Source organism: Runella sp. CRIBMP, assembly GCF_009905605.1.
In the GTDB taxonomy this organism is placed as follows: Bacteria; Bacteroidota; Bacteroidia; order Cytophagales; family Spirosomataceae; genus Runella.
The window spans coordinates 39193-53897 of sequence record NZ_JAAAKZ010000021.1 but is presented as its reverse complement, the minus strand read 5'-3'; the positions used below and the strand labels follow the sequence as shown (position 1 = coordinate 53897).

Annotated in this window: 17 protein-coding genes; all 17 read right to left on the bottom strand. The window is 40.8% G+C overall.

All coding sequences use genetic code 11. From position 1 onward, the window contains the following. Window positions 1–41: 41 nt before the first annotated feature. A complete protein-coding gene (locus GVN20_RS26700; protein WP_166561281.1) occupies window positions 42–1205 on the bottom strand; it encodes an N-acetyl sugar amidotransferase in 1164 nt (387 codons plus the stop codon). 3 nt (window positions 1206–1208) lie between these two features. Beyond that, window positions 1209–1970, bottom strand: a complete 762-nt coding sequence (locus tag GVN20_RS26695; protein ID WP_166561280.1) for an AglZ/HisF2 family acetamidino modification protein — start codon at window positions 1968–1970, stop codon at window positions 1209–1211. Window positions 1971–1976: 6 nt separating this feature from the next. Next, complete coding sequence (gene hisH, locus GVN20_RS26690) at window positions 1977–2603, bottom strand: imidazole glycerol phosphate synthase subunit HisH (protein ID WP_166561279.1); 627 nt, start codon at window positions 2601–2603, stop codon at window positions 1977–1979. Between the two features lie 3 nt (window positions 2604–2606). Next, window positions 2607–3545: a glycosyltransferase family 4 protein gene (locus GVN20_RS26685; RefSeq protein WP_166561278.1), complete on the bottom strand. Its 939-nt coding sequence runs from the start codon at window positions 3543–3545 to the stop codon at window positions 2607–2609. A gap of 8 nt (window positions 3546–3553) precedes the next feature. Then, a complete protein-coding gene (locus GVN20_RS26680; RefSeq protein ID WP_166561277.1) occupies window positions 3554–4960 on the bottom strand; it encodes a glycosyltransferase family 39 protein in 1407 nt (468 codons plus the stop codon). Between the two features lie 13 nt (window positions 4961–4973). Continuing rightward, window positions 4974–5714: a glycosyltransferase family 32 protein gene (locus GVN20_RS26675; RefSeq protein WP_166561276.1), complete on the bottom strand. Its 741-nt coding sequence runs from the start codon at window positions 5712–5714 to the stop codon at window positions 4974–4976. A gap of 6 nt (window positions 5715–5720) precedes the next feature. Continuing rightward, complete coding sequence (locus GVN20_RS26670; protein WP_166561275.1) at window positions 5721–6686, bottom strand: glycosyltransferase family 2 protein; 966 nt, start codon at window positions 6684–6686, stop codon at window positions 5721–5723. Window positions 6687–6702: 16 nt separating this feature from the next. Further along, on the bottom strand, window positions 6703–6969 hold the full coding sequence (locus GVN20_RS26665) for a PqqD family protein (protein ID WP_166561274.1): 267 nt from the start codon (window positions 6967–6969) through the stop codon (window positions 6703–6705). 17 nt (window positions 6970–6986) lie between these two features. Next, a complete protein-coding gene (locus GVN20_RS26660; protein ID WP_166561273.1) occupies window positions 6987–7544 on the bottom strand; it encodes a hypothetical protein in 558 nt (185 codons plus the stop codon). An 11-nt stretch (window positions 7545–7555) separates the two neighbouring features. After that, complete coding sequence (locus GVN20_RS26655) at window positions 7556–9394, bottom strand: asparagine synthase-related protein (protein WP_166561272.1); 1839 nt, start codon at window positions 9392–9394, stop codon at window positions 7556–7558. Between the two features lie 3 nt (window positions 9395–9397). Further along, on the bottom strand, window positions 9398–9550 hold the full coding sequence (locus tag GVN20_RS26650; RefSeq protein WP_166561271.1) for a hypothetical protein: 153 nt from the start codon (window positions 9548–9550) through the stop codon (window positions 9398–9400). A gap of 40 nt (window positions 9551–9590) precedes the next feature. Continuing rightward, entirely contained in the window at window positions 9591–9950 is a 360-nt protein-coding gene (locus tag GVN20_RS26645) for a lasso peptide biosynthesis B2 protein (protein WP_166561270.1), read from the bottom strand. Window positions 9951–10000: 50 nt separating this feature from the next. Further along, complete coding sequence (locus GVN20_RS26640) at window positions 10001–10867, bottom strand: hypothetical protein (RefSeq protein ID WP_166561269.1); 867 nt, start codon at window positions 10865–10867, stop codon at window positions 10001–10003. Between the two features lie 115 nt (window positions 10868–10982). Beyond that, window positions 10983–11870, bottom strand: a complete 888-nt coding sequence (locus GVN20_RS26635; protein WP_166561268.1) for an FkbM family methyltransferase — start codon at window positions 11868–11870, stop codon at window positions 10983–10985. Window positions 11871–11958: 88 nt separating this feature from the next. Then, entirely contained in the window at window positions 11959–12975 is a 1017-nt protein-coding gene (locus GVN20_RS26630; RefSeq protein WP_166561267.1) for a glycosyltransferase, read from the bottom strand. A gap of 7 nt (window positions 12976–12982) precedes the next feature. After that, window positions 12983–13738 carry a methyltransferase domain-containing protein gene (locus GVN20_RS26625; RefSeq protein ID WP_166561266.1) on the bottom strand — a complete coding sequence of 252 codons (756 nt, stop codon included), beginning with the start codon at window positions 13736–13738 and terminating at the stop codon, window positions 12983–12985. A gap of 11 nt (window positions 13739–13749) precedes the next feature. Continuing rightward, window positions 13750–14550: a glycosyltransferase family 2 protein gene (locus GVN20_RS26620; protein ID WP_166561265.1), complete on the bottom strand. Its 801-nt coding sequence runs from the start codon at window positions 14548–14550 to the stop codon at window positions 13750–13752. Between the last annotated feature and the right edge of the window lie 155 nt (window positions 14551–14705).

The window sequence follows — 14705 nt, the reverse complement described above, 5'->3', positions numbered from 1 at the left end:
TTGACAAACATTTCAACTTTACGTCACTAATTTGATTTAAATCAACGAACGGGCTCGGCGGTCCCGTCAATCACTTCACGCGCGGTGATGGACATGGGTTTGAAGGAATAAAATTTTTTCAAAAGGGGACTGAAAGTATCGACCAACCGAAACATCAGACTGTAATTAGATGGATAATCAAATGCATTTTTATTTTCTGACTTCCAGATAGTTGCAAACTCATCTGGGCTAAGTTCCAGTTTTTTCATTACATATTCGCGGGTATTTTCCAGCTCTTCTTTGGGGGCAAAAGGCTGACTCAGACGAATCATTGCTTCCGCCCGCGATAAAGCCCCACTCAGCACCTGCGCCGACAGGTTGATTTTACGTTTGTCGATGCCGAATTTTTCGGGCAACCAATACGCCATGGCAAACTTTGTAAACAGATTTTCGTGGTGATGACCGCCGTAGTCCTTCCAGTCGTACTCATCCATCAGCATTTTTTTGGCTTCTTGTTTTTGGTAATCCAAAAAATAATAAGGCCTAATATCCCTAATGCCTTTGAGCAGGCCCGAATAAATCATTTTGGACAGTGTCAGCAAAGGATAGGTTTTAAGCCGAACCCCTGACCCAAATTTTTTATGAATAAAGAGCAATTGTTTGGCGTCGGCATAGGTCCATTCTTTGGGCTGCTTGCCTTCCGATCTAAAATCATTGCCGCGAAGGATATATTTTATCCCTTCCTGGTTCGCGATTTTGTACATCGTTGCTTTGATAGCCAAGTCGGTAGGAGCGTCAATCCACGGAATCGCTGCCTTCATATATGCCCGCAAAAGGTCTTTCATCTCCTCATAATCAACCACATAAGTTTCTAAATCAATCTTCAGTTTGGTTGTAACTTTGAAAATATTCTGCACGGCAACCTCACTGTTGAAGCCATTGTCCAGATTGACAGCCAACGGCCGCAAGCCGTAGCGACTTGCAATATGCAGCAGATAAGAACTGTCAACTCCGCCGCTCACCCCCACAATGCAATCATATTTTTTTCCCCGTCCCGCAGTTTTCATATCCTGCACCAGCTGTTCCCAGTCTTTTATACCCTGCTCGCCTCGGGGATACTCCTGCATCATTTTTTCTTGCAATTTCCCAAAGTTAGAAACCCCGTTTTCGTCAAACGTAATTCCTGGCAAACTGTCATCCCAAACTCCTTTCGAACAGATTTTCATGGATTAACTAAATAAATGTACAAGTTCTTTATTTTGTGGATAATTGACCAAAACGGCCTTTCGAGGACCATGAAACACAAACAATGACCCTGCCGCCACTGCCGAGGCATACGATTCACGAACAGCACGGGTGAAGTCATTCAAGCTTCCAGCTCCCCCTAGAGCTACCACTGGAATTTCGACGGCTTCGGCTACTTCCTTGACTAGCTTCCAATCATACCCCTGCATAGTACCATCGTGCTCAATAGAGTTAATGATGATTTCTCCTGCTCCACAATCCTGCATTTTTTGCACCCACTCCACTGGGCTCAAGCCCGTCGACTTGGTTCCTGCGGCCGTGTAAACCTGTTGTTTTCGCAAAAACCTTTGATTGACGTCGACAGAAACCACGATGGTTGAACTCCCAAATTCTTCGGAGGCTTCTTTGATGAAAGCAGGGTTTTCGACGGCGTAGGTATTGATGACCACTTTTTCGGCCCCAGCATTGACGAGGGCCTTGATTTCTTTGATGGAACGAATTCCGCCGCCCACCGCAAATGGCATATTGGCTTCATCTCCTACCCTGCGGACAAACTCAGGCGAGATAGAACGTTTTTCGGCACTAGCCAATATATCCAAAAAAACGAGCTCATCGGCTTTTAAGTCATTAAAAATCTTAACAGCGTTGATTGGGTCACCTACATACCGGTGATTTTTAAATTTTTCTGATTTTACCAATCCCTTGTCTTTCAATAAAAGGACGGGAATCACGCGGGGTCTAAACATCCGTGGTTAGGCGGGTAAAGCGATAAAATTTTGAATGAGACGGTCGCCCCACTCATGGCTTTTTTCGGGGTGAAACTGCGTCCCGTAAATGTTGTTTTTCTGGATGGCTGATGTAAACGACAATGCATAATTAGTGCTTCCTAGCGTATCTTTTGCGTCATGACATTTCATATAATAGGAATGTACGAAATAATACATCGCCTCTTGGCTCACTCCCGCAAAGAGGGGCGATTCCTTTTGTATCTCCACCGTATTCCAACCCATGTGGGGCACTTTGTAAGTACGGGTATCATTGACCTTAAAACGTACCACCTCAGCATCAAGCCATCCCAGTCCTTCGGCGTTTCCTTCTTCACTACATTTTGCCATGAGCTGCATACCCAAACATATCCCCAAAATGGGCGTTTGCACCTCCAGTACCTTTTGATTCAACACCTCCCAAATACCCGATTCTTTCAACTTTTTGATGCCGCTGGCAAAATGCCCAACCCCGGGGAGAATAAGTTTTTGGGCATTCTCAATGACTTTTAAATCCGCTGAGACCTGAACGCTTTTATGCAAACGTTCCACTTTTTTGAGTACCGAGCGTAAGTTTCCCATTCCATAATCAATGATTACTATTTCGGGTTGCATGGGTTAGGATATACTTTGGTATAGAGAAATCAATTTTTTCGCAATCGACTCGTTATCAAATCTTTGAATCCGTTCTCGACCGTTAATCGGCGTTACACAATTGAGGGCTTGGCGAATTTTTGAGGCTACATCTTCGGGCTGCCGCGACGTGATAAAACAGCCTTCGATGTTTCCAATCACAGATTTCACATCTCCTACATCGGTAGATACCACAGGACAACCGCAGGCAATTGCCTCTTTTATAAATTGCGGTGACCCTTCCGTGTGTGAGGTCATCAAGGCAGCATCTACGGCTGTCAACAATACCGCGACCTCCTCCCGACGATAACCTTTCAACTCCAATAACTGGAAGTTTGGGTTATTTATAAGGTTCAACGCGGCGGCGGCCAAAGGATAATTCTTGACGATATTGTCGAAAGAAGATGAGAATAAAATGTATTTTTTTTCAGGTGAAAACCCCATTTGAGCTTTGGATACTTCTTTTGACCTTGGAAAAAAGAAGCCAAAATCTACCCCGCAAGGAATTACTTGCGCTTTGTGATTAAAGTAAAAAAATGCTTTCTGAAGCAATTGTTTGCTTACATAAATTGTTTTCTTGCTCAATAACTCCACGCATAAAGAGAGGAATCTCAGCCAAATATCGTTAATATCTGACCCGTGAAAAGTAGCCACTACGGGAACCTTTCTTTGTAAATTAGCCATCAATGCCGACGCCGCAACGTGGGCGTGAATACAATGATATCGCTCGGTTTTAAGTTTTTTTTTGAGCTCTTTTAGGCTCTTTAAATAGCCTTTCAGCCCTTTGTCAGTTATAAAAAAATAATCGAACTCAATGGAGGGATCGGCTCTTTTGACAGCTTCTACTTGGTCATAAATAAAGGCCTGATGTTTTTGAAAATCAAAATTTGGCGCATTGCCACTGCACACAATCAACACTTTCATAATGACCCTTAGGCCCTTCCTGCCAGCTTAAACCAATTCCAACCAATGACCAAAACTGCAATAAACAGCAAATAAGGGAAGTAATACTTTTTGTTTGAGCTGTTCATTTGGGTAATGCCAAACGACGCCAAAATCAACAAAAAAGGCACCACGGGTAAGTGAAAACGCTCCGACAGCGCAAAACCGCTCGAAGCCAACACAAATAAATACGAAAACACAATGGAAAGCAGTAACGCATGGTTCCGCCATAACTTCCGCTTATACATCACAAAAAGGGTCACAAACACAAAAAAAGCGTACACATTTCGCGTAAAAAACGCCCCACCCAGCATCATGGCGTTGGGCTGCTGCGTATCGACCAAGGTAGGAAAAGGAGCCAAAAGCATAAGAGGAAGAAAAACGCTCTTGGAGCCGTATTGGGCCAATTTGTTACTTTTCCCACCAGCCCGGTTAGCATAATTGTACATTTGTTTCGTCAAATTCTTATCCCCCCCTTCCAAGTATTCCTGCACGTTATCTCCCAAGCTACTAAAAAAAATCAGGCCCCCCGCCACCAGTACCAATACCACAATTCCAACTTTTTTACCCGTTCCTGAAATACGGCTGGAAATGAAAAAAACCGCCACAAACAATGATGCCCATAAGCAGACCGCCAACACCGTACGAAAGAAAAACAACGACGCACCCACCAAACAAAGCAGCAACACATTTTTAAAATTGAGTCGTTGAGCCCTTAGAAGCGTATCGGCCAAATTGATAAACATTACCGCCAAAAACACCATCTCGGTTTCCTTCAGATGCAATCCACAATAATAAATCAGATTGGGAACCAACATTGCAAGAATACCCGCAATCCGCCCAGCTCCTTCCCCAAAATTTCGACTGGCAATTCGGTAAACCAACACGCAGGTAAAAGCTCCTAACAGCGCTTTGATAATACGTGGAATCAAGACCCCGTCTCCTACAATCGAATACAGAATCCCCAGATACAGCGGATAGCCCATATCCGAGTAATTTTTGCCGATATACTCCAAATACAAACCAAATTTGCCATCTTTCAACAGACCCGACACCCATATTCCTTCACCGTGATACCCAACGGCATCGCCCGCTTCAAATTCAAAGGGCTGCCCCGTCATGTAGTCAAAAAAGAAATAACTGATAAACACAAAAGCCACCCGAATGGCAAATGCCATCAAAAAAAGCATTTTTTGGTATAATACGTTTGATACATTAGCCCACTTACGAGTATAAACCGCCGAGAAATAAAAAAACGCAACGACTTCAAAAAGGACTGGAAACACCCATAACAAAGGCAAAATATTGGAGATAAAAAGCACAGAAATAGCAGCAAAAATCACCAGAAACAAGCCTATGGCCTGACTCATGTAGTATTTCGGTAAATAATTCAGCATAGCTTCAAGTAGATTATAAGAACTTATTCGGCCGTGCGCCCATCAAAAAACGTTTCATTCGTATCAGCTTATCCGTCATTATGGGGCCTACAATCTTTTGAAAAAAGTATTTCTTAATTTTGTACTTCATGGGCTGCCAAGAACCCTCAAAATGGTGAATACAATAGGTATTTTTTGTAATGGTAATCAAACCACTCCGAGATTTAGGACAAAAATAATCTTTCGGAAATATATGTACACATTCTTTGTAAACCTGATAACTATTCTTTAAGACAAACCCATTGGCCGACATGATCTCCGAAATAATTTCAACGTTGGTGGTCATATCCAACGTTCCATCCTTTTTGTGAAAATGCCTTCCCTCATAATAGGCTAACATTTCGCGGGCCCATGCACCATTTTGTTCGCTAGCCATGATTCCAGTCGGGATCTCAATTTCACTTTCAAACCCCGAGAAAGCTGGATAAACCAACAAATCATCCAAACTTTTGAGCACTTCCACATCAGTATCCATGTAAATTCCGCCACAATGATAAAGCGCGTGAAGTCGGACATAATCTGTCACGAAGGCAAATTTTCGAGCTTCATAGGCCTCTTTTACATAGACTACACTGTTTATATCAAACGTATCTTCGTTCCAGAGTCTTAGTTCGTAGTCAGGCAAGTATATTTTCCATGATTCGATGCAACGAATAGCCATTTCTGGCATTTTACCGCGCCCAAACCAGCAATAATGAATTATTTTTGGAATCATAGTGGATTAATTCCGCCCTTTATTTGCCGCACGAATAAGTATCTGTTTAACAAATGACCCGTATTTCTTTCCTGAAAAATAGCCCCAAACCACCACTTTGGGCCAAGTATAGACAAATCGATACACAGACGGATGACGGGAAAAGTCAATTGTTTTGACGATTTCCCTGATTTCTTTGGAGTAAGCGTTTTGCAGATAAAAAGGAATCAGCGACCTGAGTCGCAAGCCATCTAGTAGGTACTTTAGCTTGGGCAATTGATTTTCATATTCGTTGAGGTAATCCAGATTAAAAATCACGTGCTCTTCCTTTGTCCAGTGTTTTTCTGCCCCTAATGCCCGTTGGGAAGTTTCAGCATCTTGGTTTGAATACGCCAAAAACTGATTCAGATAGCCCACTTTGTGCTTTAACGCCACCCGAAGCCACAAATCCAAATCCTCACCCATTCTCAGGGAAGGCTGAAAGCCTTTTTCTTCAACGAAAATCGTTTTTTTTATTACCGCGTACGAGCAGTTGACAGGCGCCCAGAACGTTTTGGCATATACGTCAAAATAATCAATGTAACCACTTTGAAAATTATCTGGAACGCCAATAACTGCTGGACGATTTAACCCATTTTTTACGCTGTAGTAATTGATGGCGTAGAGTGCCGCTTGGGGATAATCGGTGATTAGCTTTGCCATCCGTTCCAGAAAATGCTCATCCCACCAATCATCCGCGTCCAAAAAAGCAATGTAATCGTATTGAGCCGTTTTAACACCGTTATTTCTGGCCACGGAAACTCCCGCATTTGCCTGCGGTAAGAGCCGCAGCCTATCATCCTCCAAAGCTTGAAGGCGGGCCAAGCCACCGTCGGTTGAGCCATCATCCACCACAATCAATTCAAAATCTCGGAAGGTTTGGCTCAGCACCGACCTTACGGATTTCTCCACGTAGTTGGCTTTGTTGTAGAGCGGAATAACAACCGAAAACACTTATTTGGCTTGAGAATCAGGCAACTACTTGAATCAACCCCAGTTCTTTCATTTTTTCAAGATACTCATTCACTTCGGTACGGCATTGCTCGGGGCTTACTTCGTATTCTGCCATGAGGACCTCATAAAGGCTTTCGGAGCTTAACGGGTTTTCCAGCAACTCCCAAATCCGGGTCGCTACCGAATTGAGCGAAAAATAACTTCCTTTTTCAATATCTACCATCACCAAGTCATCATTCAATTGGCCTGAGATAGTTTCATTGTTTCGTATAAATAGTGCCATTCTTGAGGTAATTAATTTTATTCTACTGTACTGTCAATCATAGACTCGAAAGTTTTGATTGACTTAAAGTTCTTGATTAGTAAAGTTTCGTAAATATTGCATTTTGCTTTCAACAACGCCAACTCCTTGGTTTTCTCGATGGGTGGCGCGGTCATTTTACCCATCTCATTCAATAATTCTCGAAAACTTAGCTTCGTATCAACCTCAAAAATACACTTATATAGTTCAAGAATTTCATCCCTAAATTTCAGGGCATCAGACACTATTTTATCTGCATTATCTTTTGAAATTTGCCCCATAGAAAAATCCTTTAACAACTGACACCGAAAAGCCGAACAAACCACGGCTTTCTTTTGGTCATAAATGGTACATTTCCCATCAAAATAATGACACGGGAGCAGAAAAACTTCTTCATCTTTTAATTTACGATAATTATCCACAATCTTCTCTGGTAAACTTCCGTGTTCACCAGCTTGCAATGCCGCATGTTCAAAAAGCGTTCCGTCACAGCAAAGACCGCACTTAATACAGATTTGCTGCTCCGATACGGGGTTTTCAATTAAATTGGAGGCCATAGCGCTAAGTTTTAAGATGCCAGTACTGAATCTTCTATTTTCTCCTGATAACTTTTCGTAAATTCATGGAACATCTTAAAAGCGACAATGTCTCCACATAATTTTGACACATCGGGGTATCTAGGATTTTCTCTAAATTTTTTTATTTCTTCTTCAAGTAAATTAAAATCAACAAAATACAAATTTGGGTTCTTTTTAAATTCTTCTACCTCATTTATAAAGAGTAAACCTCTTTCTTTAGACTGCTTCTTTACAAGAGAAAAAAAAGCAGGGTCAGCTTTCCCAATTCTCCATCTTACTTCTTCAGGCAACAACCCTTCGGTGATTTCTCGAAGAATAATGCGGGTATATTTGCTATCCTTCACCAATGCCTTGGAGGGGACTTTCAACATATACTCAACAATCCGTCTATCCAACAAAGGATACCGATACACTACCCCATTTCTATACCCCATTACCGCCCATTGTTCAGTACGCTCAGAGAGATGATAAGTATATAACATACTCACTTGATAACCTCGACGCGAGCGATAATAATTATATCTTTTATAGGTTTCTTGATGAAACCCCCGATGCTCCTTTTTAAAAAAACGTAGTGCATCAATATAGCTTTTTCTTACTCTAAAAGGGACAAATTCAATGGCGGGAAACAAAACTCGGTATAAAAGATAGGTGATGATTTTTTTTGGGTTATTCAGTGGATTTTTCTTAAGAAAAGTCCGCCATTGAAAGTTGAAAATGAGGTCTGAGTCTACGCCCAAACTGCCAAAACTGATAAATTCATCCCCTCCCCATCCGCTAAACAAAAGATTGGTTTTATGTTGATTAGCCAGATTTAACGCTTTTTCTTCAAAAAAATACATAAAATTTTTCAAAGAATTTTGGGTCAAATCTATAAAATCTTCTACTTCAACATGCGTAAAAACTGGTTCAATTCCCGCCATTTGACAGGTTTGTTTCACCAATTCTCTTTCATCGAGTTCATTCTTTTCAGGCATACTATTGTCAGGAGACCAAGAGTAGCCATAAAACTGCGCTTGATTTGCATACTCTTTTCGAGCGAGCACGGCCACGGTGCTTGAGTCAAAGCCACCACTTAAGTGCGCACCAGCCTTGAAACGCTGATCAGAACGAATATGCACAGCGTCGTGAAGAAGTGTTTTAATCTCCGCCAACATTTGGGATTGGGAGAGTTTATTATCCGTTTTGATTCGTTCAGGATTCCAGTACTTTTGGATTTTAACCCCATCGGCATTGAATTGTAGAAAATGACCAGCCTTTAGTTTTTGCACCTTTTCGTTAGGCGTTAAGGTCATATTTACGGGCTTATATATAGAGATAATGGGCTCCATATTCATTCTCTTGCCTTCATCATGAAAAGTCCGACATAAACTAATAATATCGAAAGAGAAGAAGAGAGAATCACCCTGCAAGGTATATGCCAATGGATTGATACCCAGATGGTCTCGAAAAAGGAACAGCGTATTATCTTCTGGCTGGTAAATAGCTATGCTAAAATCTCCATTCAATGTTTTGACGAAATCGGGGCCGTTACGCAAAAATGCGCGAGCAACGAGGGCAGGTAACGACATAACCTCCGACCCAGCTCCTAGTTCAAGGTGATTATAAATCGAGCCAGACATCAATACCAACAACTTTTGATTGGTATCAATGTGCAGGCTCTCTTCAAACTTAAAAGGCAAATCAGGATGCAAAAAAAAACCGCCCGAAAAATTTTCGTACGTTACCTGATGATGAACGCTACCCTTCCATTCTATTGTTTTTTGGAGACAACCAATAGATGTACTTTTCTGTAGATAAGGTACAAGAGAAAACTCCCCGTACAGCATTATTTAAGATGGGATGGATTTTGTTTGATTTGCGGCATCACCTTGTCCTACCTCACGGTCTCCTTTACCGTCTGCAGAATAAGTTTCTTTATTGATATCTAAAGATAAAACAGTTGGCTTTGCCCAGCTCTTCTTGTTGTTGTTTTGCGTTTCCATCGTTTTTTGTGTTTTGGTTGGTAAATATAAAAAAAGTCATTTAAAATTGATACAATTCGCGGTAATTTCCTCCCTTATCTACGATTTCATATTCGCAGGTCTTGAGCCAAGCGTGGGCCATTAGGTTATTTTTTTCGTCAAAGGCTACTCCCAGCGAAATTTGGGAGGGAATGCGACGGCGTTGCAGCATCCACCGCGACGCAAAGCTCATCACCAAACATTTATTGTCCCAAAATGCCAGTGCATTGATACGATAAACGGCTTTTTTTATTTGTTTCAGTTCTCGCACATCTGGTTGGGTATGTTTACAGTTGTCGTTAGAGACAAACTTCAAGCAGTATTTAAACGGGAAAACCAAAAGCAAAACTTTAGCCGCATACGAAAATAACAGTGCTTCCATAAAAAGCAATTTTTCCTGTATTGACAATTTGCTGAATTTTATAACTTGTTTCATACTACTGCTTCTGCGGCACTCTGTTTAGTTAGGAATGTTAAAATACATTTTTCGAGTTCAAGTCGCAACTGCTCAATGGAAATATCAGCGGGTCGATACACTTTCGTTATCTTCACCGTCTGGCTTATTGCAATCAGTTGTGTAAGGTATACAGCCTCACTTTCGGGCATTCCTTGAAGGAATTCTTTACGATATATTTCATTACGCAGCGCCGTAAATTTTTCTACACCTTTCAGTTCCTGAATTTTCACGGTCGATTTATCATAGATTTGGAGTACAAAAACATGATCTAACGCAACTTCTTCCCCTTTATCTGACTCCATTGGGAAATAAAATTTTTCCCGCTCAGGCACAATCCGGACCAACTCCTCCTCATTCTGATTGAGCTGTTGTAAGCTATCGCTCCACAATTTTATACGGTCTGAAATAGCCCATATAAATGGTTTCCCCTCTTTTATAAAAATAGGAGTAATGTCGTCAGTTAAAAAATCCGCACCATTCAGACAAAATGAGGCTGTGAGTGATGACTTTCCAACGCCTGATTCTCCACAAATCATTACCCCTACCTCTTGAAAACTAAAGCAACTGCCATGCATGGGCAAGTTTTTCCGCTGATGCAATATAGCACCATACACAGATCCATTTAGGTACAATTCCAATGCATTTTGAGTAACATTAGGATAAGGCATTAGTTCTATATAGTTCCCATTGCAGGCATAAAAGCAGGCAATCCCATCCAAATCAAGCAAAAATTCATGCTGATTAAGACATACCGAAGGATAACAATGATTGGGTTCTGCAATGTCTTTTTTTACGCTTTTTAGCTGTATTTTAATATTTTTTATAGGAAACCGTAACTGCATACTTGCTATTTTAAAACTCAAATATAGGGCGTATATTTTGGATATTAATGGTACTATATTGAAGTTTCATGTTTCTTTTTTCATGGCTATCAGACCAATAGCAAAAAGAGTAAAATCATGTAGCTCTGCTACTCATTTTAGCTAAAATATCTACTATCATTTCTGTCTTTGTCGATGAAAAAAAAATATAATCATTGAGTTGTAGGCTTTTTTTATTCCATTGTATCAAATTGATGGTATCAATTTGATGAAACGAAATAATCCGTTCTGTCGTCTCATCCTGTACGATTTGAATAATTGAATAATCGAGTGCTTTAAGGAAAGAACATACCTCAGAAGCTCTCTTTTGGGTAAATTCAAAGACTTCATCACTAAAACTATCCAAAATTTCGCAGACAATAAAAGGACGATTCTTGCGAATTAGTTTTTCCATACCCTTTAGAGCCTCTAATTCGGCCCCCTCAATATCAATCTTTACACAATTAATTGACGCATCCAATGCCAAAACATCCAAATTGAGTGATATAACAGCGTCTTTCAGACTAAAAAATTGAGGTCGAAGCTCTTCTACAATCGACGCTGTAGGGTCAGCATCATTGTTTCTTTCCAAGAATATCTGCTCTAATTTATTTGAAAGTGCAAAATTATAAATGTGGCAGTTTTGAAAATCATTAGCCCTTATTAATTCTTTTAAATAATAACAGCATGAAACGGCGGGTTCAAAGCCTATGTAATTTATTTGTTTTTCAGCGGTCTTGACAGATAAGAGCGTTTGGCCAATATTTGCCCCTACATCAACAAAGGTTAGTCCATCTGAAACAAACAACTCATTAACGAGTAAATAAAGCCAATTGGGTTTTAAGTAAAGATTGGGGTATCCAAGTCCTCCCACAATAGGGATATTAATTTTATGGCGTCCATACAAGATTTTTTTAGATACATTGAATAAATTCAGCAATCTTATTTTTTTTAATATTCTGAACTCTAAATTTTCAGGTATCATACTTTTTTTATTCCATTATTTATTATTCTTTGCATTTGGACAGATTGTAGCTGACATACCAAAAGTATAGCTTCAAAGCTGGACGTCATCATTCACAAACCTCTCCAACCAGAAGTTTTACCGATTGACTAGGCGATGCATACTTTGCATAATACTCATACGCACCCTTTTCTAAATGCTGCCTGTATTGTTTATCATTAAGCAAAAGTTCAACGGCTTTTTTTATCTCATCTTCTTGGCCAGATACGTAATGAATGTGCTTCCCATGTTCAAGCGGAGCGGGTAAATCATTTATCAAGGGCGTTGAAATAATGGCTTTGCCCAAGGCCAAATATTCTCCCAGCTTCCACCCGTGGCACATCGCCCAAGCAGGCGTATTAAAAACAATTGTTGAGTCCTTGATTTTAGCGATGTATTCTTCTTTCAAAATCCAATCCGTCTCCAACATCAAATGTTGAAAACGAGGATTCCTATTTTTGATTTGGCTATACACAAACCCACCTTCAAAATGCAGGTTTTTGATTGATTTACAGACCTCAAAAAAACGAGCGCGGTATAAATTGACGGTTTCATCATTGCGAATCCACTCATCACTGTTCCACAAGGCACTTACGGAGAAAACATAATCGCTCTTTGATGGTCTCGGACGATAACTTTCTATCGGAAGATGCCGGTTGTGCTTTATGTACTTTGACAAAAACCGCTTGGTTTGATTCAATGGAGGGGTTGCTCTAAGACAGTTTGAACCCGCCAGAAACACGCTCTTAGATAAACTCCATATTTTGATACCAAACCCTGGAGCCATGCTGATGATTTTCCCTCTTAACTCTTCGGGCGTTGCTTTTTCGTTGTAATTGATTTTGCCGTAAACGTCGCACCACTCATAATCTTCCCGCTCCACGGTGGTTGCGTCACTCCAATCAATCACGTACCTACTAATTTTTGCTCCGTTTTCTACCACAAACTTTAAAGCCAGATTAGGTTTTTTCCCATTAAAATAACGACTGGAAAACTGAACATTTTTGCTGCCATACATTTCGTACAGACCTTGAATATAAAACGCGGTATAATCTACATCGGTCCAAGGGTCAAGATACACTTTCATGGTTAACCTACTTCAATTGAGCCAGCACACAAACATCTTCGTTGGGCCGATTGTGGGTAAAAGGAACATTGGCCATTTCATCTTCAAGCGTAATTTCTCGGGCGTTTTTAAATTTTCCGACCGTCTCCAGTTGATAAAGTAACCCCTCGGCGTCATAGCACCATTCGTGTTTTTCAAAGGGCAGGCTATGCGAAAAAACGGAAAAATAAAAGCTGTTGGGACTATCTCTCGGGATTCTGTTTAAAGCCCAATCAAAATTATTTCTGATTTGACCCGACAAATAAAATCCGATGTACTTTCTTAGATCAGGGGTAGAGATAAGGATGTACCCGTCTTGGTTGAGAAGCTTGGCGCAATTCTCCAATACGGTCCTTCCTGCTTCGGGCGTAAAATGCTCAAACACGTGCTGCATCCGTATCAAGTCAAATTTGCCAAGTTTTTGAAGACTCTCATCGGTGGCATTCACCATATCCAGTCTATAGTACTTCCCTTTTTGATTGACCAAGGTTTCTGGAAACAGGTCGATGTACACAAAATAGTCATCGAATGTACCCCCGCAGCCGATTTCAAGCCAGCGGGTTTTGCCTTGTGCCACCAGTTTTTCCTTTATTCCTCCGTTGGCGCGCGCTTTTATGAATACGCCTTTGTCTTCCAACATCGGGTATTCTTGTTCTAGTTTTGCCAACTGATAAGTCTTTATTTTTCGTTTGGTAACGACCATAAACCCTAACTTATCAAGGATTCCAGAAAGAAATTGCTTCATAATCAATTGTTTTACAAATACTTATCAACTCTAAAAAAGAGTCGGTAGAGATTAAGGACCATAAACCAAGCCCATTTACTTTTTTTTAGCCGACGCATGATTTGACCGTCACGCGCAAACTCTTCATAGTCCAACCGAATGTTTGGCGGTAGCACCTGCTCCAACACCGCTGTTCGTTCTTGTTTATCCAATGCTTTATGGGTACTGCTGATTCCGTTGGGGTCAAACCACACCAAATCAATGTCTTTGTACACGACTTTTTCGTTGTTTAATCCAATGGCTATGAGGTAAAATTTCCAGTCCGACACGATTTTGAGCGATTCATCGTACAACCCGTAGGTATCAAACAGCGACCTTTTGATGTAAGCGGGCGCGTGAAAAAAAGTGGATAAATACATATCCAACAGCGTCACTTGTCGACCCGCATAACTGCGCTCTACCTGCGTCTTACCGTTGACTTCTCGAATTTTATTGCCGTACAAAATACTGCACTCGGGCATTTTGTCGAGCATTTTCGCGGTCACGTCCAGTGTCATCAGATAGTCTCCAGAGTTTAGGAATTGGCAATACTCACCCGTTGCTTTCAAAATCCCTTTGTTCATGGCCTGATAAATCCCTCCGTCGGGCTCGCTTACCCAATGGTTAATTCTATCAGCATATTTCTTGATTGTCTCCACACTCCCATCGGTTGAACCGCCATCAATGACCAAATATTCAACATCTTGGGAGGTTTGGTTAACCACGCTTTCGATGGTTTTTTTCAGCCCTTCAACGTTGTTGTAATTAATGGTAATGATGGAAAGTTTGGGCATGATTGATATTGGCCATCACTTTTGAGGCAAAATAATTTTTGATTTATGAACGCCACAATAGTCAATAGTTTTGGAAGTAACTATATCATTTTAGGGTGTACCAGCTAATAGTACCATTACATATAACAAAGTTTTACTTTTTAATTCTATATGAC

What these genes read in the sequence shown, in the direction of transcription:
- GVN20_RS26630 (WP_166561267.1), bottom strand. Translation starts at nt 12,975, where the DNA reads ATGAAAGTGTATCTTGACCCTTGGACCGATGTAGATTATACCGCGTTT.
- GVN20_RS26650 (WP_166561271.1), bottom strand. Translation starts at nt 9,550, where the DNA reads ATGGAAACGCAAAACAACAACAAGAAGAGCTGGGCAAAGCCAACTGTT.
- GVN20_RS26625 (WP_166561266.1), bottom strand. Translation starts at nt 13,738, where the DNA reads ATGAAGCAATTTCTTTCTGGAATCCTTGATAAGTTAGGGTTTATGGTC.
- GVN20_RS26675 (WP_166561276.1), bottom strand. Translation starts at nt 5,714, where the DNA reads ATGATTCCAAAAATAATTCATTATTGCTGGTTTGGGCGCGGTAAAATG.
- GVN20_RS26635 (WP_166561268.1), bottom strand. Translation starts at nt 11,870, where the DNA reads ATGATACCTGAAAATTTAGAGTTCAGAATATTAAAAAAAATAAGATTG.
- GVN20_RS26680 (WP_166561277.1), bottom strand. Translation starts at nt 4,960, where the DNA reads ATGCTGAATTATTTACCGAAATACTACATGAGTCAGGCCATAGGCTTG.
- GVN20_RS26660 (WP_166561273.1), bottom strand. Translation starts at nt 7,544, where the DNA reads ATGGCCTCCAATTTAATTGAAAACCCCGTATCGGAGCAGCAAATCTGT.
- GVN20_RS26695 (WP_166561280.1), bottom strand. Translation starts at nt 1,970, where the DNA reads ATGTTTAGACCCCGCGTGATTCCCGTCCTTTTATTGAAAGACAAGGGA.
- GVN20_RS26685 (WP_166561278.1), bottom strand. Translation starts at nt 3,545, where the DNA reads ATGAAAGTGTTGATTGTGTGCAGTGGCAATGCGCCAAATTTTGATTTT.
- hisH (WP_166561279.1), bottom strand. Translation starts at nt 2,603, where the DNA reads ATGCAACCCGAAATAGTAATCATTGATTATGGAATGGGAAACTTACGC.
- GVN20_RS26640 (WP_166561269.1), bottom strand. Translation starts at nt 10,867, where the DNA reads ATGCAGTTACGGTTTCCTATAAAAAATATTAAAATACAGCTAAAAAGC.
- GVN20_RS26665 (WP_166561274.1), bottom strand. Translation starts at nt 6,969, where the DNA reads ATGGCACTATTTATACGAAACAATGAAACTATCTCAGGCCAATTGAAT.
- GVN20_RS26700 (WP_166561281.1), bottom strand. Translation starts at nt 1,205, where the DNA reads ATGAAAATCTGTTCGAAAGGAGTTTGGGATGACAGTTTGCCAGGAATT.
- GVN20_RS26645 (WP_166561270.1), bottom strand. Translation starts at nt 9,950, where the DNA reads ATGGAAGCACTGTTATTTTCGTATGCGGCTAAAGTTTTGCTTTTGGTT.
- GVN20_RS26655 (WP_166561272.1), bottom strand. Translation starts at nt 9,394, where the DNA reads ATGCTGTACGGGGAGTTTTCTCTTGTACCTTATCTACAGAAAAGTACA.
- GVN20_RS26620 (WP_166561265.1), bottom strand. Translation starts at nt 14,550, where the DNA reads ATGCCCAAACTTTCCATCATTACCATTAATTACAACAACGTTGAAGGG.